Below are 23,916 nucleotides of genomic sequence, written 5' to 3'. Positions count from 1 at the left end.
TCGCCCGATCCCCGCGACCGGGCGACCGCCACCACCAGAATCCCAGCCATTCGGCCATGAACCCGGTGCGCTGGCTCCATCACCTATCGGAGGAACTCCGTGGCACAAGATGTGCTCACCGACCTGAACAAGGTCCGCAACATCGGCATCATGGCCCACATCGATGCCGGCAAGACCACCACCACCGAGCGCATCCTGTTCTACACGGGTATCACGCACAAGATCGGCGAGGTCCACGACGGCGCCGCGACGATGGACTGGATGGCGCAGGAGCAGGAGCGCGGCATCACGATCACGTCCGCCGCGACGACCTGCTTCTGGAACAAGAACCAGATCAACATCATCGACACCCCCGGTCACGTCGACTTCACGGTCGAGGTCGAGCGCTCGCTCCGCGTCCTCGACGGCGCCGTCGCCGTCTTCGACGGCAAGGAGGGCGTCGAGCCCCAGTCCGAGACCGTCTGGCGTCAGGCCGACAAGTACGACGTCCCGCGCATCTGCTTCGTCAACAAGATGGACAAGCTCGGCGCCGACTTCTACTACACGGTCGACACGATCATCAAGCGCCTCGGCGCGAAGCCGCTGGTCATCCAGCTGCCCATCGGCGCGGAGTCCTCCTTCGAGGGCGTCGTCGACCTGGTCGAGATGCGCGCGCTCACGTGGCGCGGCGACTCGAAGGGCGACGTCGCGCTCGGCGCGAAGTACGAGATCGAGGAGATCCCGGCCGACCTCGCCGACAAGGCGGCGGAGTACCGCGAGAAGCTCCTCGAGACCGTCGCGGAGACCTCCGACGAGCTGCTCGAGAAGTACTTCGGCGGCGAGGAGCTCACCGTCGCGGAGATCAAGGGCGCCATCCGCAAGATGACCGTCAACTCCGAGATCTACCCGGTGCTCTGCGGCTCGGCGTTCAAGAACCGCGGCGTCCAGCCGATGCTCGACGCTGTCGTGGATTACCTCCCCTCCCCGCTCGACGTCCCCGCCATCGAGGCGCACGACGTCCGCGACGAGGAGAAGGTCATCATGCGCCACGCGGACTCGACCGAGCCCTTCTCGGCGCTCGCGTTCAAGGTCGCCGTGCACCCGTTCTTCGGCCGCCTGACCTACGTCCGCGTCTACTCGGGCAAGCTCGACTCCGGCGCCCAGGTCATCAACTCGACCAAGGGCAAGAAGGAGCGCATCGGCAAGATCTTCCAGATGCACTCCAACAAGGAGAACCCGGTCGACTCGGTCACCGCCGGCCACATCTACGCCGTCATCGGCCTCAAGGACACCACCACCGGTGACACCCTGAGCGACCCGGCCGCGCAGGTCGTGCTCGAGTCGATGACCTTCCCGGAGCCCGTCATCGAGGTCGCCATCGAGCCCAAGACGAAGGCGGACCAGGAGAAGCTCGGCACCGCGATCCAGAAGCTCGCGGAGGAGGACCCCACGTTCCGCACCGAGCAGAACCAGGAGACCGGTCAGACGGTCATCAAGGGAATGGGCGAGCTGCACCTCGACATCCTGGTCGACCGCATGAAGCGCGAGTTCAACGTCGAGGCCAACGTGGGCAAGCCCCAGGTCGCGTACCGCGAGACGATCCGCCGCACGGTCGAGAAGTACGACTACACCCACAAGAAGCAGACGGGCGGCTCCGGCCAGTTCGCGAAGGTCCAGATCACCATCGAGCCGATGGAGGTCGAGGCCGACAAGACCTACGAGTTCGTCAACGGCGTCACCGGTGGCCGCGTCCCGCGCGAGTACATCCCCTCCGTCGACGCGGGCATCCGCGACGCCATGCAGGTCGGCGTGCTCGCCGGCTACCCCATGGTCGGCGTGAAGGCGACCCTGGTCGACGGAGCGGCGCACGACGTCGACTCCTCCGAGATGGCGTTCAAGATCGCCGGCTCGATCGCGTTCAAGGAGGCCTCGCGCAAGGCGCAGCCGGTCCTCCTCGAGCCGCTCATGGCCGTCGAGGTCCGTACTCCCGAGGAGTACATGGGCGACGTCATCGGCGACATCAACTCGCGTCGCGGGATGATCCAGTCGATGGAGGACGCCACCGGCATCAAGGTCATCCGGGCCAATGTCCCGCTGTCCGAGATGTTCGGCTACATCGGCGACCTGCGCTCGAAGACCTCGGGCCGCGCCGTCTACTCGATGACGTTCGAGACCTACGCCGAGGTCCCCAAGGCCGTGGCCGAGGAGATCGTCCAGAAGAACAAGGGCGAGTAGCTCCGCCCCTGGGCCGTCCCCGTTCCCCGGAACGGCGGCGGCCTGGTAGTGTCGTGCGGGTTTGCTGCCGAGTGCAGCGCGCCCCCTGTCGCAGCGGGACGGCCGCACGACCACTGCCGGTAACATACGTACACAAAACCCCCGCAAGTCCTCCTGTCCTCGTGCCGCCCCGTGCGGCCGCCCGGATGCGGATGCTTGCACCTAAGTCCTGAGGAGGACCCACAGTGGCTAAGGCCAAGTTCGAGCGGACCAAGCCGCACGTCAACATCGGAACCATCGGTCACGTCGACCACGGAAAGACCACGCTCACCGCGGCGATCTCGAAGGTTCTGGCGGACAAGTTCCCGTCCGCGACCAACGTCCAGCGTGACTTCGCGTCGATCGACTCCGCTCCCGAGGAGCGCCAGCGCGGCATCACGATCAACATCTCGCACGTCGAGTACGAGACGCCGAAGCGCCACTACGCGCACGTCGACGCCCCCGGTCACGCCGACTACATCAAGAACATGATCACCGGCGCGGCCCAGATGGACGGCGCGATCCTCGTGGTCGCCGCCACCGACGGCCCGATGGCTCAGACCCGTGAGCACGTCCTCCTCGCCAAGCAGGTCGGCGTCCCCTACCTCCTCGTCGCGCTGAACAAGGCCGACATGGTGGACGACGAGGAGATCCTGGAGCTCGTCGAGCTCGAGGTCCGCGAGCTCCTCTCGTCGCAGGGCTTCCCCGGCGACGACGCCCCCGTCGTGCGCGTCTCCGGCCTCAAGGCCCTCGAGGGCGACGACACCTGGACCCAGTCGATCCTCGACCTGATGGACGCGGTCGACGAGTCCATCCCGGACCCGGTGCGCGATAAGGACAAGCCGTTCCTCATGCCGATCGAGGACGTCTTCACGATCACCGGTCGTGGAACCGTCGTCACCGGCCGTGCGGAGCGTGGAACCCTCGCTCTGAACTCCGAGGTCGAGATCGTCGGCATCCGCCCGACGCAGAAGACCACGGTCACCGGAATCGAGATGTTCCACAAGCAGCTCGACGAGGCCTGGGCCGGCGAGAACTGCGGTCTGCTCCTCCGCGGCACCAAGCGCGAGGACGTCGAGCGCGGCCAGGTCGTCGTCAAGCCGGGTTCGGTCACGCCGCACACGGACTTCGAGGGCACCGCGTACATCCTGTCGAAGGATGAGGGTGGGCGTCACAACCCGTTCTACGCGAACTACCGTCCGCAGTTCTACTTCCGCACCACCGACGTCACCGGCGTCATCACGCTGCCCGAGGGCACCGAGATGGTCATGCCCGGCGACACCACCGACATGACGGTCGCGCTGATCCAGCCGATCGCCATGGAGGAGGGCCTCGGCTTCGCCATCCGTGAGGGTGGACGCACCGTGGGTGCCGGTACGGTCACCAAGATCATCAAGTAGGTCCGTCCTACCGATCTCTCGAGAGGGGTCGTCCGCTTCGGCGGGCGGCCCCTCTCGTCGTTCCCGGGGACGCCCGGCTAGCGTGGCCGCATGCCCTTCGTGAAGAGCGACCCCCGTGCCCTCCCGCAGTTCTTCGAGTGGGAGGCGGCCGGCCTGGACTGGCTGCGCGAGGAGGACGGCGGTGCGCGCTGTGTCGGGGTGGAGAGGGTGTCGCCCGGGCGCATCGAGCTGGAGGAGATCCGCTCCGTGCGTCCCTCAGCCGAATCGGCTCGGGCCTTCGGCGCCGCGCTCGCCCGGACGCACGACGCCGGAGCCGCGGCGTTCGGAGCGCCGCCCCCGGGATGGACCGGCCCCGCCTACATCGGCCGCCGCGGGATGCCGTGCCGCCCGGACGAGTCGTGGGGGCGCTTCTATGCAGAGCAGCGGGTGCGGCCGTTCCTCGGCCCCGCCGTGGAGGCGGGCAACCTCACGGCAGCCGAGTCGCGGCTCGTCGAGCAGGCTCTGGACCGGGTGGCGGCCGGAGCCTTCGACGACGGTGCGGGGCCCGCCAGGATCCACGGGGACCTCTGGACCGGCAACGTGCTCTGGTCGGCGGACGGCGCCGTCCTGATCGACCCCGCCGCTCACGGGGGCCACCGCGAGACCGATCTCGCGATGCTGGCCCTCTTCGGCGCTCCGCACCTCGACGCCGTCCTCGAGGGCTACCGCGAGCAGCATCCGCTGGGGGCCGGCTACGAGGAGCGGGTGCCACTCCATCAGCTGCACCCGCTCGCCGTCCACGCCGCCGGTCACGGTCCCTCCTACGGCCGCGCCCTGGCAGACGCAGCGGAGCAGGTGATCACACTGGCCGGCTGACCGGCGCGCCCGCACCGTTCCCCCAGCCGGGAGCGCCACACTGAGGCATGCGCCGCCCTGTGCGCGTTTACAAGGAGGCATCATCGTGGATCTCGGGAAGCTCGGACGCCAGGCCGGCGAACTGCTCAACAGCCGGAAGGCCCAGGACGCGCTGCGGAGCGAGAAGGCCGAGCAGGTCTCCGACCAGACCCTCGAGAAGGCGGGCGAGATCGCCAGCCGCCTCACCAACGGCAAGTACGACGACCGCATCGAGGACCTGAAGCGCCAGGCCGACAAGCGGATCGGCAACGAGTAGCGGCTGCCGTCCGACTGCTCCTCCCCGCCGTCAAGCGGGTGCGGGCCTCGGATCCGCCGTCTTATCGTCGGATCGATGGCTGACACTCGCGCGCAACGACTCCGCAGGACCGATTCGAGCGGGCGCGGCTACACCCGGGTGCGCGCGGGCTCCGGCTTCAGCTACCGCGACCCGAAGGGCGCGACCGTCGCCGACAAGGAGCTGCGCGCGCGCTTCGACCGTCTCGGCATCCCGCCGGCCTGGACGGACGTCTGGATCGCCCCATACCCCAACGGGCACATCCAGGCCACCGGCGTCGACTCGGCCGGCCGCCGCCAGTACATCTACCATCCGACCTGGCGCGAGCAGAAGGACCGGATCAAGTTCGACCGGGCGCTGCGGCTCGCGGAGGCCCTGCCCGGGGCGCGCCGGGCCGTGACCATCGCCCTCCGCTCGGACGGACCCAGCCGCGAGCGCGCGCTGGCCACCGCCTTCCGGATGCTCGACACCGGGTCGCTCCGCGTCGGCAGCGAGAGGTACGCGAAGGAGCACGGCAGCATCGGCCTCTCGACGCTCCTGTGCGCGCACGCCACGACCCACGGGGACCGGGTCGCCCTCGCCTTCCCCGGGAAGAGCCACCAGGCGTGGACGAGCGAGATCCTCGACCACGACCTCTCGCGCGTCGTCCGTGCACTCAAGCGTCGCGGGCCGAACGCCCGCCTGCTCGCCTGGAAGGACGGGCGGGAGTGGCGGCCGATCTCGGCACCCGAGATCAACGACTACGTGCGCGAGCGCGCCGGCGACGACTTCACGGCGAAGGACTTCCGCACTCTGCACGGCACGGTCGCGGCCGCGCTGAGCCTGGCGAAGTCGGGCCCGCAGGCCACGCAGCGCGCTCGGAACTCCGCGATCGCCCAGGCGATGCGCGACGCCTCCGACGTGCTCGGTAACACGCCGACGGTCGCCCGCGCCAGCTACGTCGACCCGCGGCTTCTGGACCACTTCCGCGCCGGCGAGACCATCGACGCGTCGCGCCCCGCGTCGGCCGAGACCGCCGTCCGGGCGCTGCTCTTCGAGTAGCGGGGGAGGCCCTCCGGCCCGCGCTGCTGCTCGGAGCGACCGGCTCCCAGGGGCCGTCACGACGTGCTCGCGAAGGAGCCCTCCGGCGCGACACGCCCGGGTTGCAGGGGTGGGGCATCTGTGGGAGACTCTTCTAGTTCAAAATTTCCTCTCGGGCGGCGTGCTGCTCGGAGGGGGACACTGCCAGGCAGTGCCGAGACGGCATCGCGGAGGCTCGACCCGAGAGGGCGGCCACGCGGATGCGACGTCGAGGCGGCGGGTAGCAGAACGACAACAACCGACATCTCAACGGGTTCTCCGTGCGTCGTGCGTTCTGCACGCCGATCGGAGCGCCTCAGGGGTGCGGTGCTTTTGACAGAAGAACACTGGTTGCACTTTTCCGGGTCACCGGAGTTCCTTCGCGAGCGCGTCCAATGCGAGACGAGTCCGGCTCCGGCCGGGGGAGTCGCGTACGACGCAATAACAAGAGAGTGAGAGATCACACATGGCGGGACAGAAGATCCGCATCCGACTGAAGTCGTACGACCACGAGGTCATCGACACGTCGGCGCGCAAGATCGTCGACACGGTCACCCGTGCCGGTGCAACGGTGGTCGGCCCCGTGCCGCTGCCGACCGAGAAGAACGTGGTCTGCGTGATCCGTTCTCCCCACAAGTACAAGGACAGCCGCGAGCACTTCGAGATGCGCACCCACAAGCGCCTCATCGACATCATCGACCCGACGCCCAAGGCCGTCGACTCGCTCATGCGCCTCGACCTGCCGGCCGACGTCAACATCGAGATCAAGCTCTAAGGAGGAGTGCCACCATGTCTGTCACTGTTTCCCCCACGCTGAAGACCAGCAAGGGCCTCCTCGGCACCAAGCTCGGAATGACCCAGGTCTGGGACGAGAACAACAAGCTCGTGCCGGTCACCGTCATCGAGATCAGCCCCAACGTCGTGACCCAGGTCCGCACGGAGGAGAAGGACGGCTACACCGCCGTCCAGCTCGCCGCCGGTGCGATCGACCCGCGCAAGGTGAACAAGCCCGCCGCCGGTCACTTCGACGCCGCGGGCGTCACCCCCCGCCGCCACCTCACCGAGGTCCGCACCTCCGACGCCGCCGACTACTCGGCCGGCCAGGAGCTGACCGTGGACGCCGTCTTCGAGGCCGGCACCAAGGTCGACGTCGTCGGCACCAGCAAGGGCAAGGGCTTCGCCGGTGTCATGAAGCGTCACAACTTCAAGGGCGTCTCGGCTTCGCACGGTTCGCACCGCAACCACCGCAAGCCCGGCTCCATCGGCGCCTCCTCGACCCCCAGCCGTGTCTTCAAGGGCATGCGCATGGCCGGTCGCATGGGTGGCGAGCGCGTCACCGTGCTCAACCTCAAGGTGCACTCCGTGGACGCCGAGAAGGGCCTGCTGCTCGTCAAGGGCGCCGTCCCCGGTGCCCGCGGTCGCCTCGTGTTCGTTCGCAACGCCGTGAAGGGAGCGTAGTTCCATGGCTACCTCTGTCGACATCATCGACGTCAAGGGCCAGAAGGCGGGCTCGGTCGAGCTCCCCGCCGCGCTCTTCGACGTCCAGACCAACATCCCCCTCATCCACCAGGTCGTCGTGGCCCAGCTCGCCGCGGCGCGCCAGGGAACCCACAAGACGAAGAACCGCGGTGAGGTCTCCGGAGCCGGTCGCAAGCCGTTCAAGCAGAAGGGAACCGGTCGCGCTCGTCAGGGCTCGATCCGCGCCCCGCACATGACCGGTGGTGGCGTGGTCCACGGACCGACCCCCCGCAGCTACGCGCAGCGCACCCCCAAGAAGATGATCGCCGCTGCTCTGCTCGGCGCTCTCTCGGACCGCGCCCGCGGTGCCCGCATCCACGTGGTCGAGTCCCTCGCCCTCGGCGACACCCCCCGGACCAAGGACGTCCTCGTCCTGCTCGACGCCCTCTCGGTGTCGCGCAACGTCCTCGTGGTGCTCGAGCGCGACGACTACATCGCCGAGCTCTCGCTCCGCAACGTGCCGTTCGTGCACATCCTGCCGGCCGACCAGCTCAACGCGTACGACGTGCTCGTCTCCGACGACATCGTGTTCTCGAAGGGCGCGCTCGACGCGTTCATCGCGGCCAAGTCGGGCGTCGAGTCCAACAAGGAAGAGGTGAACGCATGAGCCAGTCCGCCGCGTTCAACAAGGACCCCCGCGACGTCATCATCTCCCCGGTGGTCTCGGAGAAGTCCTACGGCCTGATCGACGAGGGCAAGTACACCTTCGTGGTCGACCCGCGTTCGAACAAGACCGAGATCAAGCTCGCCATCGAGAAGATCTTCGGCGTCGAGGTCGCGTCGATCAACACGCTGAACCGCCAGGGCAAGACCCGCCGCACGAAGTTCGGCACCGGCAAGCGCAAGGACACCAAGCGCGCGATCGTCACGCTGAAGTCCGGCTCCATCGACATCTTCACGAGCGTCGGCTGAGCCGAAGAAGCGTAGAGGAAACAGACAATGGCTATTCGTAAGTACAAGCCCACGACCCCCGGTCGCCGCGGCTCCAGCGTTGCCGACTTCGCCGAGATCACCCGCTCGACGCCCGAGAAGTCGCTCCTGCGCCCGCTGTCCAAGACCGGTGGCCGCAACAACTCCGGCCGCATCACGACGCGTCACATCGGTGGTGGCCACAAGCGCCAGTACCGTCTGATCGACTTCCGTCGCAACGACAAGGACGGCGTCAACGCCAAGGTCGCTCACATCGAGTACGACCCCAACCGCACGGCGCGCATCGCGCTGCTCCACTTCGTGGACGGCACCAAGCGCTACATCCTGGCCCCGAACAAGCTCTCGCAGGGCGACGTCGTGGAGTCGGGCGCCGGCGCCGACATCAAGCCCGGCAACAACCTGCCGCTGCGCAACATCCCGACCGGTACGGTCATCCACGCCATCGAGATCAAGCCGGGAGGCGGCGCCAAGCTCGCCCGCTCGGCCGGCACCTCGGTCCGCCTCGTCGCCAAGGACGGGCCCTACGCGCAGCTCCGCCTGCCGTCGGGCGAGATCCGCAACGTCGATGCGCGCTGCCGCGCCACGATCGGCGAGGTCGGCAACGCCGAGCAGTCGAACATCAACTGGGGCAAGGCCGGCCGCATGCGCTGGAAGGGCGTCCGCCCGACCGTCCGCGGTGTCGCGATGAACCCGGTCGACCACCCGCACGGTGGTGGAGAGGGCAAGACCTCCGGTGGACGCCACCCGGTCAGCCCGTGGGGTCAGTCCGAGGGACGCACCCGTCGCCCCAACAAGGAGAGCGACAAGCTCATCGTTCGCCGCCGCACCGCCGGTAAGAAGCGCAAGTAGGAGTTGTAGAAGATGCCTCGCAGTCTCAAGAAGGGCCCCTTCGTTGACGACCACCTGCTCCGCAAGGTGTTCACGGCCAACGAAGCCGGCAACAAGAACGTCATCAAGACCTGGTCGCGCCGTTCGATGATCATCCCGGCGATGCTGGGTCACACCATCGCGGTCCACGACGGTCGCAAGCACATCCCCGTGTTCGTGACCGAGACCATGGTCGGCCACAAGCTCGGCGAGTTCGCCCCCACTCGGACCTTCCGCGGTCACGAGAAGGACGACAAGAAGGGCCGTCGCCGCTGACGCGGCGACGAGAAGGAGGAGAGAAATGGTGGAGTCGATCGCACGCGTGCGACACATCCGCGTCACCCCCCAGAAGGCTCGCCGTGTCGTGAACCTGATCCGCGGGAAGCAGGCTCAGGAGGCACTGGCCATCCTGAAGTTCGCGCCGCAGGGTGCGTCCGAGCCCGTCTACAAGCTCGTCGCCTCGGCGATGGCCAACGCTCGCGTCAAGGCCGATGCCTCGAACGAGTACCTCGACGACCAGGACCTGATCGTGTCCCGCGCCTTCGTCGATGAGGGAACCACCCTCAAGCGATTCCAGCCCCGTGCTCAGGGTCGTGCCTTCCGCATCAACAAGCGCACCAGCCACATCACCGTCGTGCTGGCCACTCCTGAGGAGGGGACCAAGTAATGGGTCAGAAAGTAAACCCCTACGGTTTCCGTCTGGGAATCACCACCGACCACGTGTCGCGCTGGTTCTCCGACAGCACCAAGAAGGGCCAGCGGTACAGCGACTACCTCGCCGAGGACGTCAAGATCCGCCGACTCCTCGCCACGCAGCTCGACCGTGCGGGCGTCGCCCGCATCGAGATCGAGCGCACCCGTGACCGCGTCCGCGTCGACATCCACACCGCCCGCCCGGGCATCGTGATCGGCCGCCGCGGCGCCGAGGCCGAGCGCATCCGCGCCGACCTCGAGAAGCTCACGGGCAAGCAGATCCAGCTGAACATCCTCGAGGTCAAGAACCCCGAGGCCGAGGCGCAGCTGGTCGCCCAGGGCATCGCCGAGCAGCTCTCCGCCCGCGTGGCCTTCCGCCGCGCGATGCGCAAGGGCCTGCAGGGTGCTCAGCGCGCCGGCGCCAAGGGCGTCCGCATCCAGGTCTCCGGCCGCCTCGGCGGCGCCGAGATGAGCCGCTCGGAGTTCTACCGCGAGGGACGCGTGCCGCTGCACACCCTCCGCGCGAACATCGACTACGGCTTCTACGAGGCGAAGACCACCTTCGGCCGCATCGGCGTGAAGGTCTGGATCTACAAGGGCGACATCACCAACAAGGAGCTCGCCCGCGAGCAGGCGAACAGCAAGTCGTCGCGCCCCGAGCGCAGCGACCGTCCGCGCCGTGCACCCCGCCAGCAGAGCGAGGCGCCCGTCGCAGCAGGAGTTGAGGCATAACCATGTTGATTCCGCGTCGAGTCAAGCACCGCAAGCAGCACCACCCGGGCCGGTCCGGCCAGGCCACCGGTGGCACCAAGGTGTCGTTCGGTGAGTTCGGCATCCAGGCCCTCACCCCCGCCTACGTGACCAACCGTCAGATCGAGTCCGCTCGTATCGCGATGACGCGTCACATCAAGCGCGGCGGAAAGGTGTGGATCAACATCTACCCCGACCGTCCGCTCACCAAGAAGCCCGCCGAGACCCGCATGGGTTCCGGTAAGGGCTCGCCGGAGTGGTGGGTCGCGAACGTCAAGCCGGGTCGCGTCCTCTTCGAGGTCGCCGGCGTCGACGAGCAGCTCGCTCGTGAGGCCATGACCCGTGCCATCCACAAGCTGCCCCTCAAGGCACGCATCATCAAGCGCGAGGAGGGAGACGCGTAATGGCGATCGGATCCAAGGAGCTCGCCCCCGCCGAGCTCGACACCTACGAGGACGAGCGTCTCGTCACCGAGCTGAAGAAGGCCAAGGAGGAGCTGTTCAACCTCCGCTTCCAGTCGGCCACCGGTCAGCTGGACACCAACGGCCGCCTACGTGCCGTCAAGCGCGACATCGCCCGCATCTACACGGTCATCCGTGAGCGCGAGCTGGGCATCCGCGCCACCCCCGCACCCGTCGAGGCCCCGGCCAAGGCGGAGAAGAAGCCCAAGACCAAGAAGGCCGCCAAGGCCGAGGTCGAGGCGACCGAGTCGAACGAGGAGGCCAAGTAATGGCAACCGTCAATGACAGCGCCGGCCACGAGTCGGCCGCCCACGACGTGAAGGAGGCGGGCGCTCGCGGATACCGCAAGACCCGTCGCGGCTACGTCACCAGCGACAAGATGGACAAGACCATCGTCGTCGAGGTCGAGGACCGGGTGAAGCACCCGCTGTACGGCAAGGTCATCCGCCGTACGTCCAAGGTCAAGGTCCACGACGAGCTGAACTCCGCCGGCATCGGCGACTCCGTCGTCATCAGCGAGACCCGTCCCCTCAGCGCCACCAAGCGCTGGCGCCTGGTCGAGATCCTCGAGAAGGCCAAGTAGGCCGCGGCCTACTTGAGTTAGCAGGAGAGACACATGCTTCAGCAAGAATCCCGAGTCAAGGTCGCCGACAACACCGGCGCCAAGATGCTCCTCACCATCCGCGTCCTCGGAGGCTCCGGCCGCCGCTACGCGGGCCTCGGTGACATCATCGTCGCCACCGTCAAGGACGCGATCCCCGGTGGCAACGTGAAGAAGGGCGACGTGGTCAAGGCCGTCATCGTCCGCACCATCAAGCAGACCCGTCGCGCCGACGGCTCGTACATCAAGTTCGACGAGAACGCCGCCGTCATCCTCAAGAACGACGGGGACCCCCGTGGCACCCGCATCTTCGGACCGGTCGGTCGCGAGCTCCGCGACAAGAAGTTCATGAAGATCGTCTCGCTGGCACCGGAGGTTATCTAGTCATGGCCAAGATCAAGAAGGGTGACCTCGTCCAGGTCATCTCGGGCGCTACCCAGGCCCGCGGTGGAGACCGCGGCAAGCAGGGCAAGGTCCTCGAGGTGCTGGTCGAGCGCAACCGCGTCGTCGTCGAGGGCGTGAACTTCGTCAAGAAGCACGTCCGCGTCGGCCAGACGCAGCGCGGCTCGAAGGAGGGCGGCATCGAGACCGTCGAGGCCTCGATCCACATCTCCAACGTCGCGCTCGTCGACCCGAAGACCAAGAAGCCGACCCGGGTCGGCCACCGCAACGTGGCCGTCACCAAGGACGGCGTGACCAAGACCGTTCGCGTGCGCTACGCGAAGGCGTCGGGTGAGGAACTGTAATGACTGACACCACCGCAGTGGCTGCGAAGGTTCAGCCGCGGCTCAAGGCCAAGTACCAGGCCGACATCATCCCCGCTCTCAAGGAGCAGTTCGGCTTCGGCAACGTCCACCAGGTCCCCGGCCTGGTCAAGGTCGTCGTCAACACCGGTGTCGGTGAGGCCGCCCGCGACGGCAAGATCATCGACGGCGCGGTCAAGGACCTCACCGCCATCACCGGTCAGAAGCCGCAGGTCACCAAGGCCCGCAAGTCCATCGCGCAGTTCAAGCTGCGCGAGGGCCAGGCCATCGGCGCTCACGTCACCCTCCGGGGCGACCGCGCCTGGGAGTTCCTGGACCGCCTGCTCTCGGTGGCGCTGCCCCGCATCCGCGACTTCCGCGGGCTGTCGGACCGCCAGTTCGACGGCAACGGCAACTACACCTTCGGCATCACGGAGCAGTCGATCTTCCACGAGATCGACCAGGACCGCATCGACCGCGTCCGCGGCTTCGACGTGACCGTCGTGACCACCGCCAAGACCGACGACGAGGGTCGCGCGCTGCTCAAGCAGCTCGGCTTCCCGTTCAAGTCGTCGGACAACGCGTAAGCAGCAAGCCTCGAGGCCGGGGGACGGTGAGAACCGCCCTCCGGCCTCGTCGTGCGTCCGCCGCCGGGCCGGTCCGTCCGGAGCCGGCGGCGGGCGCCACGCGGGATCCCCGGATCCCGTGCACGATCGGCCCTCGACCGCAGGACCTCGGCCATGTAGCATGGCTCGTTGGCCTGCGTTCGCGCGGTCGCATGGGCGTCGACGTCGTCGGCGCCGTCCCACACCACAGGTCGTCACTCTTGTAAAGGGTGCCGAAACCAGGCGAGAAAGGCACCATCAGCCATGACCATGACTGATCCGGTCGCAGATCTGCTGACCAGAATCCGTAACGCGAACTCCGCGCACCACGACTCCATCACCCTCCCGGGCTCGAAGCTCAAGGCGAACATCGCCGAGATCCTCAAGACCGAGGGCTACATCGCCGACTGGAAGGTCGAGGAGGCGCGCGTCGGCACGACGCTCTCCATCTCCCTCAAGTACGGCCCGAACCGCGAGCGCTCGATCGCCGGCATCAAGCGGGTCTCGAAGCCCGGACTCCGCGTGTACGCGAAGTCGGCCGAGATCCCCACCGTGCTCGGCGGCCTCGGCGTCGCCATCCTGTCCACCTCGAGCGGTCTCCTGACCGACCGCCAGGCCGAGAAGAAGGGCGTGGGTGGGGAAGTCCTCGCCTACGTGTGGTAACCCCTCATGTCGCGTATTGGAAGACTCCCCATCGAGATCCCGGCGGGCGTCGACGTCTCCGTCGCCGGATCCGCTGTGACCGTCAAGGGCCCCAAGGGCGAGCTGACCGTCTCGGTCGCCAGCCCCATCCAGGTGTCCGTCGAGAACGGCCAGGTGCTGGTCTCGCGTCCCGATGACGAGCGCGAGTCGCGCTCGCTCCACGGCCTCACCCGCACGCTCATCGCGAACGACATCATCGGTGTCACGCAGGGCTACTCCAAGGGCCTCGAGGTCGTCGGAACCGGTTACCGCGTGCTGGCGAAGGGCTCGGACATCGAGTTCGCGCTCGGCTTCTCGCACCCGGTCGTCGTCACCCCGCCCGCGGGCATCTCGTTCACGGTCGAGGGCAACAACAAGCTCACCGTGCACGGCATCTCGAAGCAGGCCGTCGGTGAGGTGGCCGCCAACATTCGTAAGATCCGCAAGCCCGAGCCCTACAAGGGCAAGGGCGTGCGCTACGCCGGCGAGGTCGTTCGCCGCAAGGCCGGAAAGAGCGGTAAGTGATCATGGGACTCGGAACCAGAGGAAAGAGCAAGTCCGCTGCGCGGGGTCGTCGTCACGACCGTCTGCGCAAGAAGGTCGTCGGATCCGCCGAGCGCCCCCGCCTCGTCGTCAACCGCTCGGCCCGCCACGTCTTCGTGCAGGTCGTCGACGACGCTCAGGGCCGCACCCTCGCGTCGGCGTCGACCCTCGAGGCCGACCTGCGCGTGTTCGACGGCGACAAGACCGCCAAGGCCCGCAAGGTCGGCGAGCTCGTCGCCGAGCGCGCCAAGAACGCCGGTGTCGAGGCGGTCGTCTTCGACCGCGGAGGCAACAAGTACGCCGGTCGCGTCGCCGCGATCGCCGATGGAGCACGAGAGGCAGGGCTCAACCTGTGAGCGCCGCAGAGAACAAGGAACCCGAGGTCGCCGCTGTGTCGGAGGCCCCCGTCGAGACCGCTGCGTCCACGCAGCCGCAGCAGGAGGCTCGTGAGCCCCGCCGCGGCGGCCGCGACCGCAACCAGGGTGGCCGCGACCGCGGTGGCCGTGACGCCGAGAAGAGCCAGTTCCTCGAGCGCGTCGTGACCATCAACCGCGTGTCGAAGGTCGTCAAGGGCGGACGTCGCTTCAGCTTCACCGCGCTCGTGGTCGTCGGAGACGGCAACGGACTGGTGGGCGTCGGCTACGGCAAGGCCCGCGAGGTCCCGACCGCCATCTCCAAGGGCGTCGAGGAGGCGAAGAAGAACTTCTTCCGCGTCCCCCGCGTCGCCTCGACCATCCCGCACCCCGTCCAGGGTGAGGCCGCCGCCGGTGTGGTGCTCCTGCGCCCCGCCGCCGCGGGTACCGGTGTCATCGCCGGCGGTCCCGTCCGCGCCGTCCTCGAGTGCGCCGGCATCCACGACGTCCTGAGCAAGTCGCTCGGCTCGTCGAACACCATCAACATCGTTCACGCGACCGTCGAGGCTCTGAAGCAGCTCGAGGAGCCGCGCGCCGTCGCCGCTCGTCGTGGTCTCGACTTCGACCAGGTCGCGCCGGCACGTCTCGTCCGTGCCGAGGCCGACGCCCTCGCCGCCGCGTCCAACGCGAAGGCAGGTGCCTGATGGCCCAGCTCAAGGTGACCCAGATCAAGTCGAAGGTCAGCGAGAAGCAGTACCAGCGCGACACGCTGCGCTCGCTCGGCCTCAGGAAGATCGGTCAGAGCGTCGTCCGCGAGGACAACGCCCAGAACCGCGGATACGTGAAGACCGTCGCCCACCTGGTGAAGGTCGAGGAGATTGACTAATGGCTGAGACGAAGAAGGCCGCCGCCGCGGAGTCCACGACTCCCGCGCAGGCGACCACCACGAAGGGCGCGGCGGCGCCGGCGACCAAGGAGCACGTGCTCAAGGTCCACCACCTCCGCCCCGCTGCCGGAGCCAAGAAGGCCAAGACCCGCGTGGGTCGCGGTGAGGGCTCCAAGGGAAAGACCGCCGGTCGCGGCACCAAGGGCACCAAGGCCCGCTACCAGGTGCGCGTCGGCTTCGAGGGTGGGCAGATGCCGCTGCACATGCGCACCCCGAAGCTGCGCGGCTTCAAGAACCCGTTCCGGGTCGAGTACCAGGTCGTGAACCTGTCCGCTCTCGCGGAGCTCTACCCCCAGGGCGGCGACGTCACCATCGGCGACCTGGTCGCCAAGGGTGCTGTCCGCAAGAACGAGAAGGTCAAAGTCCTCGGGGACGGCGACATTGCGGTTAAGCTGAACGTCGCGGTCGACAAGGTCTCCAGCTCTGCCGAGCAGAAGATCGTCGCTGCGGGCGGATCCATCAAGTAGCACCAGCAGCTTGTCGGTCGAGCTTGCCACGCCGACTCCCTCCGGGAGCGCGTGGCAAGCTCGACCTGTATCCCGCACCACAGAATTGAGCAGGAGACCTTAGGTAGTGTTTGGCGCCGTTGCGCGGATCTTCCGCACCCCCGACCTCCGCCGCAAGATCGGCTTCACCCTCGCGATCGTGGCGATCTTCCGGCTGGGATCCTTCATCCCTGCTCCGTTCGTCGACTTCAGCGCCGTGCAGGCCTGTCTCGCCGGCAACCAGGGCACCTCGGGTCTCTACGAGCTCGTGAACCTCTTCAGCGGTGGAGCACTGCTCCAGCTGTCGATCTTCGCGCTCGGGATCATGCCGTACATCACGGCGTCGATCATCGTGCAGCTGCTGCGCGTGGTCATCCCTCACTTCGAGACCCTGTACAAGGAGGGGCAGTCCGGTCAGGGCAAGCTCACCCAGTACACGCGGTACCTCACCATCGCGCTCGGCGTCCTCCAGTCGACGACGCTGATCACCGTCGCCCGCTCGGGCGCCCTCTTCGGCAACTCCGGCGTCCCGGAGTGCTCGGCGCTCATCATCACCGACGAGTGGTACTCCATCCTCCTCATGGTCATCACCATGACCGCGGGCACCGGGATCATCATGTGGATGGGCGAGCTCATCACCGAGCGCGGCATCGGCAACGGCATGTCGCTGCTGATCTTCACCTCGATCGCCGCCCAGTTCCCCACCTCCCTGTGGTCGATCGCGCAGTCGCGCGGCTTCGAGACCTTCCTCCTCGTCCTCGGCGTGGGCCTCGTGCTCGTGGTCGCCGTGGTCTTCGTGGAGCAGTCGCAGCGGCGGATCCCCGTGCAGTACGCCAAGCGGATGGTCGGCCGCCGCACCTACGGCGGCAACAACACCTACATCCCGATCAAGGTCAACATGGCCGGCGTCGTGCCCGTCATCTTCGCCTCGTCGCTGCTGTACCTGCCCGCGCTCATCGCGCAGTTCAACCAGCCCGCCGCGGGCCAGGAGGCCCCGGTCTGGGTCACCTGGATCACGAACTACCTCACCAAGGGCGATCACCCGCTCTACATGGCGCTGTACTTCCTCCTGATCGTGGGCTTCACCTACTTCTACGTCGCGATCACCTTCAACCCGGACGAGGTCGCCGACAACATGAAGCGCTACGGCGGGTTCATCCCCGGCATCCGCGCCGGCCGCCCGACCGCCGAGTACCTCAACTACGTGCTCACCAGGGTGACGCTGCCCGGATCGGTCTACCTCGGCCTCATCGCGCTCGTGCCCCTCGTGGCTCTCGCGCTGGTCGGTGCGAACCAGAACTTCCCCTTCGGCGGCACGTCCATCCTGATCATCGTCGGAGTCGGCCTGGAGACGGTGAAGCAGATCGACTCCCAGCTGCAGCAGCGCCACTACGAAGGACTCCTCCGATGACGTCGCACCCGATCGGCTTCCGTCTCCTGCTGATCGGCCCTCCCGGCGCAGGCAAGGGGACCCAGGCCGCTCGGCTGAGCGACATCCTCCAGGTGCCCGCCATCTCCACCGGGGACATCTTCCGCGCGAACGTCGCCAACGAGACCGAGCTCGGTCTCCAGGCGAAGGCCTATCTCGACAACGGGCGCTACGTGCCGGACGAGCTGACCAACGCGATCGTGCACGACCGCCTCCAGGAGGCGGACGTGTCGACCGGGTTCCTGCTCGACGGCTACCCGCGCACCACGGAGCAGGTCGACGAGCTCGACCGCATCCTCGCCGCGGACGACAACCGGCTCGACGCGGTCGTCCAGCTGACGGCCGATCCCGACGAGGTCGTCGGCCGCCTGCTCAAGCGCTCGCTCGAGCAGGGGCGCAGCGACGACACCGAGGACGTCATCCGGCGCCGACTCTCGCTCTACGAGGAGCAGACCGCTCCGCTCATCGACGTCTATGCGGCCCGCGGGCTCGTGGTCGTGGTCGACGGCCTCGGGCCGGTCGACGAGGTGACCGAGCGGATCGTCGTCGCCCTCGAGGGCCACCGCGTGGGCCGCCTCGACACCCCGGCCGCCTGAGCCGTGGCGTTCCGCTCCTCGCTCTACAAGACGCCCGCGCAGCTGCGGTCGATGCTCGCTCCGGGCCTCGCCACGGCCGCCTCGCTCGACGCGGTCCGCGCGGCGGTCCGCCCGGGCGTCACCACGCTCGAGCTCGACGCGATCGCCGAGGCGGCGATCGTCGCGCTCGGCGGCCACTCGAACTTCCAGCTCGTCCCGGGCTACCGGCACACGATCTGCGCCTCGGTCAACGACGAGGTGGTCCACGGCATCCCCGGCGGGCGCGTGCTCGAGCCGGGCGACCTGGTCTCCATCGACAGCGGCGCCGAGATCGACGGCTGGAACGGCGACTCCGCGATGACGGTGGTCCTGCCCGATCCCTCCCGCCCGGAGGAGGTCGCGGCACGCGCCGAGCTCTCGCGGGTGACCGAGGGATCCCTGTGGCGGGGGATCGCCGCCCTCGCCTCCGCCCGCCATCTCAACGAGGTCGGCGCGGCGATCGAGGAGTACATCGAGGACGAGGCCGAGCGCTCGGGCCGCGTCTACGGCATCCTCACCGACTACATCGGCCACGGCATCGGGCGCACCATGCACGAGGCTCCGCCGGTCTTCAACTACCGGGTGCGCCAGCGCGGCCCCCAGGTGAAGCCGGGACTCGTCGTCGCGATCGAGCCGATGGTCACCGCGGGCAGCGCCGAGACCTTCGTCCGCGAGGACGAGTGGACGGTCGCGACCGAGGACAGCAGCATGGCCGCCCACTGGGAGCACTCCGTCGCCGTGCACCACGACGGCATCTGGGTCACCACGCTCGCCGACGGCGGCGCGGCCGGCCTCGCCCCCTACGGGATCGTGCCGACGCCCTTCGCCTAGAGGCCGCAACGCGGAGCTCCTCAGATCCGATGCGGAGGAGGCTCCTCGTGGCCTCTCGCGCCCGGCGGGGGCCCGTCGGGCGCCCACGAAGCGCGGGAGCGGGAGGACGACAGCGCCCTCCGGCTCCACCCGGAGTGCGGGTGTCGGCTAGCTGTCGATCACCCGCACCAGCTCCTCGATGAAGCCGCCGAAGTCCGTGGAGCGCCGGATGAGGCGCTGCACCTCCGCCCGGTCGGCGAACACCTCGACGAACTGGTCGAACACCGACTGGAAGGTGCTGCGGCCGGCCGAGGCGAACGCGATCATCGCGATCACGTTCACCCGCTGCTCGCCCCACTCCATCGCGGTGTCGTTCACGACGATCGCGATGGAGGTGCGGCGGGCGCTCATCGCCATCGCGTGCGGGACCGCGAGGTTGTCGGTGAACGCCGTGGAGCTCATCCGCTCGCGCTCGATGGCGCCGTCGACGTAGTCCTCGTCGATGATGCCGCCGGCGATCATCCGCTCGCCCAGCATCCGGATCATCGCCGCCTCGTCGCGCGCGTGCACGTTGCGGAAGAACAGCTCCTCGTCGAAGAACTGCAGCAGCTCGTCCTTGATCTGCGCGCGGCGGCGGTGCCGGCGGACGCGGGCGATGGCGCGGCGCACCGTCTCGACGTCGTGGTCGGTGAGGAACGGCTGCACCACCACGACGTCGTCGGACGCGGGGCGCTCGTCGATCGTGGTGATCACGAGGTCGGCGGTGAGCCGGTCCCAGTCGACGTCGCTCCGCGTGATCAGCGAGCGCACCTCCACCTCGGTGCCGAGGGAGCGCTCGACGCGCAGGCGCAGCATGTGAGCGAGGTCGTAGTAGTTGGGGCAGACGATCACGCAGGACAGACGCTCCTCCCGCCGGGACACCCGCTCGAGGAAGGAGCCGACGTGGAGGGCGATGTAGGCGATCTCGTCCTCGTTGACCACGATGCCCCGCCGGCGCTGCAGCCCGCTCGCCAGGAACACCGCGATCTCGTAGGTCATCGGGTAGCTGGTCTTGATCGAGCGGGTGAGCGGGTTGCGGGAGTAACCGCCCTCGGCGGCCCGGGCGATCAGGTTCCGCACGTGCAGGGCGAGGCGGACGATGAAGCCCTCGTCGTCGAGGTCGACCAGGTACTCGCGGTTGACGTCGGCGACGAGCTCGCGGACGACGGCGAGGTCCTCCGGGTCGAGGTAGTTCTCGACCACGGCGGCGACCGGCTCGTTCTGCCCGGGCGTCGCCACCCGCGTCGTCATCAGGATCGCGAGCTGGGCGAGCTCGGCGTCGGTCAGGCGCGTCGCGAAGTGCCGCTCCACCAGCTCCGCCAGCAGGGCCGCGAGCTCGCCGTGGATCGCGGGGGAGGGGCGGGAGCCGGAGGTGTCCCCGATGCCCCGGGCGACGCGGTCGACGGCGATCGCGATGTGGAGGAGGACGCTGTTCACGCCGTAGTCGTTGATGTAGTAGCCGCGGGTCTCGAGCTCGGCCAGCAGCTCGGTCTTGAAGGCGCCGAGGCCGGGGGAGGCGAACTCGCGCTGGACGTCGTCGAGCGTGAAGACGCCCTGCGCGCTCTCGTCGCGGAACATCCGCGAGATCAGGCGGCGGCGGGCCTCCTCGCTGCCCTCGAGGCGCACCGACGGGCCGCGCCGGACCAGCCCGAGGCCGGCCTCGTCGGCGAGGGCCTTCACCCGGCGCAGATCGGCGTCGACGGTCGACTCGCTCACCGACAGCGCGTCGGCGAGGGCGAAGACGTCAAGGCCCTCGTCGGAGTCGACCAGGCGGCGGACGATGCTGTACAGCCGGTCACGCGGTGTGTCGGGCTCGACGTCGCGGCTGCGCTGCGCCTCCAGGTAGGCCGCGTACGCCTCGCGCGCGAGCCGGTAGCCGTTCGCGGAGGACTCGACCGGCTCCAGCGGGGCGGCCTGCGCCTTCACCGCGGTGACGTAGCTCCGGACGCTGCGGGTGGTGACTCCGAGCCTGTCGGCGAGCTCGTGCGCCGTCACCCAGCCGTCGGCGCGGGAGAGGTACTCCAGCAGTCGTTCGCGGTTGTCAGGCATCAGGCTCCAGGCGTGCGGTCGGGGCGGGCGCCGGGAGCGCCACGACCCTGCCGCGGGCCCGCAGGACGCGGGCGGCGAGTCGTACGTCCCGTCAGTCAATCACCCCGGCGACGCGCCCGGGAGCCCCCGCGCCGCGGGTGGAAGGGGCCGTCTTCCGCCCCCGCGGAAGATTGTCTGCTGGAGGGTGCCGCCCCTCCGAGGGGATGCTTGGATGAATCACGACCCGGACGCGAGGAGGCGAACGAGGTGCGGAAGATCCTGATCGTCTGCGGTGCAGGCGCGTCGAGCACGTTCCTGGCCCACCGGCTGCGAGCGGGCGCGAAGGAGCGCGGCATGGATGCCGTGTTCCGCTCCGAGACCCTCACCGGTCTCGACCACTCCCTCCCCGAGGCCGACGTCCTCCTCGTGGGGCCGCACCTCGAGTCGCAGTTCGACGGACTCCGCCACCGTGCGGAGCTCGTGGGAGCCGCGGCCGCCCTCCTCCCGCCCGATGTCTTCGGAGCGCACGGTGCCGATGCCGTGCTCGAGACCCTGCCCGTCCTCTTCGCCGCTCGCGCGGTCGTCGCAGGCGCGGACGGGGACTCCTCCACCCGCCCGGTCCGTCCGGGCGAGCCCGACTCCGGGCACCACTGATGCAGTCGCGACTGCAGGATCAAGGAGAAACGTTCATGGTCGAGCGCACCGTGCAGGTTGCATCGTCGAAGGGCCTCCACGCCCGCCCCGCCTCGCTCTTCAGCCAGGCCGCGGCGAAGTCGGGTCAGAAGGTCCTCGTCGCCAAGGGCGACGCGACCCCGGTCAACGCCGCGTCGATCCTCGGGATCATCTCGCTCGGCATCGAGCACGGCGACGAGCTCACCGTCAGCGTCGAGGGCGACAACGAGCAGGCCGTGCTCGAGGAGCTCGCGACCTTCCTCACCACCGACCACGACGCGTGACGCGGAGCGTCACGCGAGGCGGCCGGCCCCGGCGCCCACGGCGCCGGTAGCCGCGGCAGCCCCTGGAGCGTGACGGCGACCCTCACCGGGTCGCATCAGGCGCCTGCGGGACCCGGCCCCGCCCTCTGCCGGCCCCACGCCGCCGCCCCCGCATCCTCTTCTCCCGCCCGCACTCCGCACGACAGGAACGAGCACCCATGACGCTGTCCACTCCTCAGACCGCCTACGCCTCCGCCAAGCTCCAGGGCACCGGAGTGGGACGCGGGCTGGCCCTCGGGCCGGTCCTGCGCATGCCGGAGCCGCTGCCCGAACCCGAGGACACCGCCAGCACCCGCAGCGTCGCCCAGGAGGAGGAGCGCGCCGTCTCGTCGCTGTCCGCCACCGCCGCGACGATCCGCCACCGAGGCGAGCGGGCCGGCGGCTCGGCGAAGGACGTCCTCGACGCCCAGGCCCTGATGGCCGAGGACCCGTCCCTCGCGGACGACGTCAAGGCGCGGATCGCCGGGGGCAAGACCGCGGAGCGCGCCGTGCACGAGGCCTTCGCCGGCTTCCGCGACCTGCTCGTGGCGATGGGCGGCTACATGGCCGAGCGCGCGACCGACCTCGACGACGTCTCGCAGCGCGTCGTGGCGCACCTCCGCGGCGTCGCCGCTCCCGGCGTCCCCGAGTCGGACGAGCCGTTCGTGCTCGTCGCCCGCGACCTCGCTCCGGCCGACACGGCGCTGCTCGACCTCGAGAAGGTCCTCGGCCTGATCACCAGCGACGGAGGACCGACCTCGCACACGGCGATCCTCGCCCGGGAGAAGTCGATCACCGCCATCGTCGGCACCACCGGCGCCCTCGACCTGCGGGACGGCCAGCTCGTCATCCTCGACGCCACCTCCGGCGTCGTGACGGTGAACCCCTCGGACGCCGAGATCGGCGCCGCGAAGTCCTCGATCGCCGAGCGCGCCGAGATGCTCGCCGCACCGGTCGTCCCCGGCGCGCTGGCCGACGGCCACGCCGTGCCGCTGCTCGCGAACCTCGGCTCGGCCGACGGCGCTGCGAACGCGGTCGAGCTCGGCGCCGAGGGAGTGGGGCTGTTCCGCACCGAGTTCCTCTTCCTCGACGCGAAGGAGGCGCCCTCGGTCGCCGAGCAGGCGGAGCAGTACACGCGCCTGCTCGCCGCGTTCCCCGGCCGCAAGGTCGTCGTCCGCGCGCTCGACGCCGGCGCCGACAAGCCGCTGAGCTTCCTCAACGACGACCACGAGGAGAACCCGGCCCTCGGTCTCCGCGGACTGCGCGCCCTCCGCGCCAGCGAGCAGATCCTCCGCGACCAGCTCACCGCCCTCGCCCAGGCCGACGCCGCCACCGACGCCGACCTCTGGGTCATGGCGCCGATGGTCGCGACCGTGGACGAGACCCGCTACTTCACCTCGATGGCGCGGGAGCTCGGCATCCGCACCGCCGGAGTGATGGTGGAGGTCCCCTCCTCCGCCCTGCTCGCCGACCGCATCCTCGGAGTCGCGGACTTCGCCTCGATCGGCACCAACGACCTGACCCAGTACACGCTCGCCGCCGACCGCATGCTCGGCACGGTCTCGGCGTTCCAGGACCCGTGGCACCCGGCCGTGCTCCGCCTCGTCGGCGAGGTCGGCCGCGCGGGAGCGGCGCTGGGCAAGCCCGTCGGGATCTGCGGAGAAGCCGCCGCCGACCCGCTGCTCGCCGTGGTCCTCGTCGGCCTCGGCGCCACCACCCTCTCGATGTCACCGTCGGCTCTCGCCGACGTCCGCGCCGAGCTGGCCGAGCACACCCTCGACGACGCCAGGCGGTACGCGGAGCTCGCTCTCGCCGCCGACAGCGCCGCCGACGCCCGCTCCGCGGTCACCGAGGCGATCGCCGCCTCCTGATCCCGGATCACCAGCCCCACCCCCTGCACCACCCCGCCACTCGGGAGCCGGGACGCCTCAGGAGCGTCCCGGCTCCCGAGCGGCGGGGTGGTGCAGGGGGTGGGGCTGGTGATCCG

Annotated in this window: 32 protein-coding genes; 31 read left to right on the top strand and 1 reads right to left on the bottom strand. The window is 69.0% G+C overall.

Annotated features, from left to right (window positions below; genetic code table 11):
- Positions 1-99: 99 nt before the first annotated feature.
- From fusA to map, 28 genes are all read left to right on the top strand, one after another.
- The gene (fusA, locus tag C5C25_RS13260; protein WP_104224571.1) at positions 100-2,214 is read left to right on the top strand and encodes an elongation factor G; all 2,115 of its coding nucleotides are present in this window, start codon (positions 100-102) and stop codon (positions 2,212-2,214) included.
- 224 nt (positions 2,215-2,438) lie between these two features.
- On the top strand, positions 2,439-3,632 hold the full coding sequence (gene tuf, locus C5C25_RS13255; protein WP_104224570.1) for an elongation factor Tu: 1,194 nt from the start codon (positions 2,439-2,441) through the stop codon (positions 3,630-3,632).
- A 90-nt stretch (positions 3,633-3,722) separates the two neighbouring features.
- Positions 3,723-4,487: a fructosamine kinase family protein gene (locus C5C25_RS13250; RefSeq protein WP_104250879.1), complete on the top strand. Its 765-nt coding sequence runs from the start codon at positions 3,723-3,725 to the stop codon at positions 4,485-4,487.
- Between the two features lie 85 nt (positions 4,488-4,572).
- Positions 4,573-4,782: an antitoxin gene (locus tag C5C25_RS13245; RefSeq protein ID WP_159939075.1), complete on the top strand. Its 210-nt coding sequence runs from the start codon at positions 4,573-4,575 to the stop codon at positions 4,780-4,782.
- A 75-nt stretch (positions 4,783-4,857) separates the two neighbouring features.
- Positions 4,858-5,841: a DNA topoisomerase IB gene (locus C5C25_RS13240; protein ID WP_104247600.1), complete on the top strand. Its 984-nt coding sequence runs from the start codon at positions 4,858-4,860 to the stop codon at positions 5,839-5,841.
- 484 nt (positions 5,842-6,325) lie between these two features.
- Positions 6,326-6,634: a 30S ribosomal protein S10 gene (gene rpsJ / locus C5C25_RS13235; protein ID WP_005050520.1), complete on the top strand. Its 309-nt coding sequence runs from the start codon at positions 6,326-6,328 to the stop codon at positions 6,632-6,634.
- A gap of 14 nt (positions 6,635-6,648) precedes the next feature.
- Positions 6,649-7,317, top strand: coding sequence for a 50S ribosomal protein L3 (gene rplC, locus C5C25_RS13230; RefSeq protein ID WP_104224566.1), 669 nt, complete (start codon positions 6,649-6,651; stop codon positions 7,315-7,317).
- Positions 7,318-7,321: 4 nt separating this feature from the next.
- Entirely contained in the window at positions 7,322-7,984 is a 663-nt protein-coding gene (gene rplD / locus C5C25_RS13225) for a 50S ribosomal protein L4 (protein WP_104224565.1), read from the top strand.
- Positions 7,981-8,289, top strand: a complete 309-nt coding sequence (gene rplW / locus C5C25_RS13220; RefSeq protein ID WP_068209445.1) for a 50S ribosomal protein L23 — start codon at positions 7,981-7,983, stop codon at positions 8,287-8,289. Before rplD ends, rplW begins: the two co-directional genes overlap by 4 nt.
- A gap of 27 nt (positions 8,290-8,316) precedes the next feature.
- On the top strand, positions 8,317-9,156 hold the full coding sequence (rplB, locus tag C5C25_RS13215; RefSeq protein WP_068251462.1) for a 50S ribosomal protein L2: 840 nt from the start codon (positions 8,317-8,319) through the stop codon (positions 9,154-9,156).
- Between the two features lie 12 nt (positions 9,157-9,168).
- On the top strand, positions 9,169-9,450 hold the full coding sequence (gene rpsS, locus C5C25_RS13210; RefSeq protein ID WP_055787078.1) for a 30S ribosomal protein S19: 282 nt from the start codon (positions 9,169-9,171) through the stop codon (positions 9,448-9,450).
- A gap of 25 nt (positions 9,451-9,475) precedes the next feature.
- On the top strand, positions 9,476-9,841 hold the full coding sequence (gene rplV / locus C5C25_RS13205) for a 50S ribosomal protein L22 (protein ID WP_077221988.1): 366 nt from the start codon (positions 9,476-9,478) through the stop codon (positions 9,839-9,841).
- Entirely contained in the window at positions 9,841-10,599 is a 759-nt protein-coding gene (gene rpsC, locus C5C25_RS13200; protein WP_068209439.1) for a 30S ribosomal protein S3, read from the top strand. The genes rplV and rpsC overlap by 1 nt, the downstream gene beginning before the upstream one ends.
- A 2-nt stretch (positions 10,600-10,601) precedes the next feature.
- Positions 10,602-11,021: a 50S ribosomal protein L16 gene (rplP, locus tag C5C25_RS13195; protein ID WP_068209436.1), complete on the top strand. Its 420-nt coding sequence runs from the start codon at positions 10,602-10,604 to the stop codon at positions 11,019-11,021.
- On the top strand, positions 11,021-11,347 hold the full coding sequence (rpmC, locus tag C5C25_RS13190; RefSeq protein ID WP_104224564.1) for a 50S ribosomal protein L29: 327 nt from the start codon (positions 11,021-11,023) through the stop codon (positions 11,345-11,347). Before rplP ends, rpmC begins: the two co-directional genes overlap by 1 nt.
- A complete protein-coding gene (rpsQ, locus tag C5C25_RS13185) occupies positions 11,347-11,661 on the top strand; it encodes a 30S ribosomal protein S17 (protein WP_104224563.1) in 315 nt (104 codons plus the stop codon). The genes rpmC and rpsQ overlap by 1 nt, the downstream gene beginning before the upstream one ends.
- 33 nt (positions 11,662-11,694) lie before the next feature.
- Complete coding sequence (rplN, locus tag C5C25_RS13180) at positions 11,695-12,063, top strand: 50S ribosomal protein L14 (protein ID WP_104224562.1); 369 nt, start codon at positions 11,695-11,697, stop codon at positions 12,061-12,063.
- Between the two features lie 2 nt (positions 12,064-12,065).
- Entirely contained in the window at positions 12,066-12,425 is a 360-nt protein-coding gene (gene rplX / locus C5C25_RS13175; RefSeq protein WP_104224561.1) for a 50S ribosomal protein L24, read from the top strand.
- Positions 12,425-13,009 (top strand): 50S ribosomal protein L5, encoded by a 585-nt coding sequence (rplE, locus tag C5C25_RS13170; RefSeq protein WP_068209425.1) that lies wholly within the window; start codon positions 12,425-12,427, stop codon positions 13,007-13,009. Before rplX ends, rplE begins: the two co-directional genes overlap by 1 nt.
- Before the next feature lie 282 nt (positions 13,010-13,291).
- Complete coding sequence (gene rpsH / locus C5C25_RS13165) at positions 13,292-13,690, top strand: 30S ribosomal protein S8 (protein WP_068209423.1); 399 nt, start codon at positions 13,292-13,294, stop codon at positions 13,688-13,690.
- Positions 13,691-13,696: 6 nt separating this feature from the next.
- The gene (gene rplF, locus C5C25_RS13160) at positions 13,697-14,233 is read left to right on the top strand and encodes a 50S ribosomal protein L6 (protein WP_104224560.1); all 537 of its coding nucleotides are present in this window, start codon (positions 13,697-13,699) and stop codon (positions 14,231-14,233) included.
- 2 nt (positions 14,234-14,235) lie between these two features.
- A complete protein-coding gene (gene rplR / locus C5C25_RS13155; protein ID WP_056037296.1) occupies positions 14,236-14,607 on the top strand; it encodes a 50S ribosomal protein L18 in 372 nt (123 codons plus the stop codon).
- Entirely contained in the window at positions 14,604-15,308 is a 705-nt protein-coding gene (rpsE, locus tag C5C25_RS13150) for a 30S ribosomal protein S5 (protein WP_104224559.1), read from the top strand. Before rplR ends, rpsE begins: the two co-directional genes overlap by 4 nt.
- Positions 15,308-15,490 (top strand): 50S ribosomal protein L30, encoded by a 183-nt coding sequence (gene rpmD, locus C5C25_RS13145; RefSeq protein ID WP_181024623.1) that lies wholly within the window; start codon positions 15,308-15,310, stop codon positions 15,488-15,490. The genes rpsE and rpmD overlap by 1 nt, the downstream gene beginning before the upstream one ends.
- A complete protein-coding gene (gene rplO, locus C5C25_RS13140; protein ID WP_104226755.1) occupies positions 15,490-16,017 on the top strand; it encodes a 50S ribosomal protein L15 in 528 nt (175 codons plus the stop codon). Before rpmD ends, rplO begins: the two co-directional genes overlap by 1 nt.
- A 106-nt stretch (positions 16,018-16,123) precedes the next feature.
- On the top strand, positions 16,124-17,446 hold the full coding sequence (secY, locus tag C5C25_RS13135; RefSeq protein ID WP_104224557.1) for a preprotein translocase subunit SecY: 1,323 nt from the start codon (positions 16,124-16,126) through the stop codon (positions 17,444-17,446).
- Positions 17,443-18,060 (top strand): adenylate kinase, encoded by a 618-nt coding sequence (locus C5C25_RS13130; protein WP_181133704.1) that lies wholly within the window; start codon positions 17,443-17,445, stop codon positions 18,058-18,060. The genes secY and C5C25_RS13130 overlap by 4 nt, the downstream gene beginning before the upstream one ends.
- Positions 18,061-18,063: 3 nt before the next feature.
- Positions 18,064-18,909: a type I methionyl aminopeptidase gene (map, locus tag C5C25_RS13125; protein ID WP_104250878.1), complete on the top strand. Its 846-nt coding sequence runs from the start codon at positions 18,064-18,066 to the stop codon at positions 18,907-18,909.
- Positions 18,910-19,056: 147 nt separating this feature from the next.
- Here the strand turns inward: map and C5C25_RS13120 are convergent, their stop codons facing one another.
- Positions 19,057-20,976, bottom strand: coding sequence for a BglG family transcription antiterminator (locus C5C25_RS13120; protein ID WP_104250877.1), 1,920 nt, complete (start codon positions 20,974-20,976; stop codon positions 19,057-19,059).
- A gap of 207 nt (positions 20,977-21,183) precedes the next feature.
- On the opposite strand from C5C25_RS13120, the gene C5C25_RS13115 reads away from it, so the two are divergent.
- From C5C25_RS13115 to ptsP, 3 genes are all read left to right on the top strand, one after another.
- Positions 21,184-21,609 carry a PTS sugar transporter subunit IIB gene (locus C5C25_RS13115; RefSeq protein ID WP_181065531.1) on the top strand — a complete coding sequence of 142 codons (426 nt, stop codon included), beginning with the start codon at positions 21,184-21,186 and terminating at the stop codon, positions 21,607-21,609.
- Between the two features lie 35 nt (positions 21,610-21,644).
- Complete coding sequence (locus tag C5C25_RS13110; protein ID WP_104224553.1) at positions 21,645-21,911, top strand: HPr family phosphocarrier protein; 267 nt, start codon at positions 21,645-21,647, stop codon at positions 21,909-21,911.
- A gap of 290 nt (positions 21,912-22,201) precedes the next feature.
- The gene (gene ptsP / locus C5C25_RS13105) at positions 22,202-23,800 is read left to right on the top strand and encodes a phosphoenolpyruvate--protein phosphotransferase (RefSeq protein ID WP_374955575.1); all 1,599 of its coding nucleotides are present in this window, start codon (positions 22,202-22,204) and stop codon (positions 23,798-23,800) included.
- Positions 23,801-23,916 lie beyond the last annotated feature (116 nt).

This window comes from Rathayibacter sp. AY2B9 (assembly GCF_002931595.1).
Classification (GTDB): Bacteria; Actinomycetota; Actinomycetes; order Actinomycetales; family Microbacteriaceae; genus Rathayibacter.
This window is presented reverse-complemented; position numbering and strand designations above follow the sequence as displayed.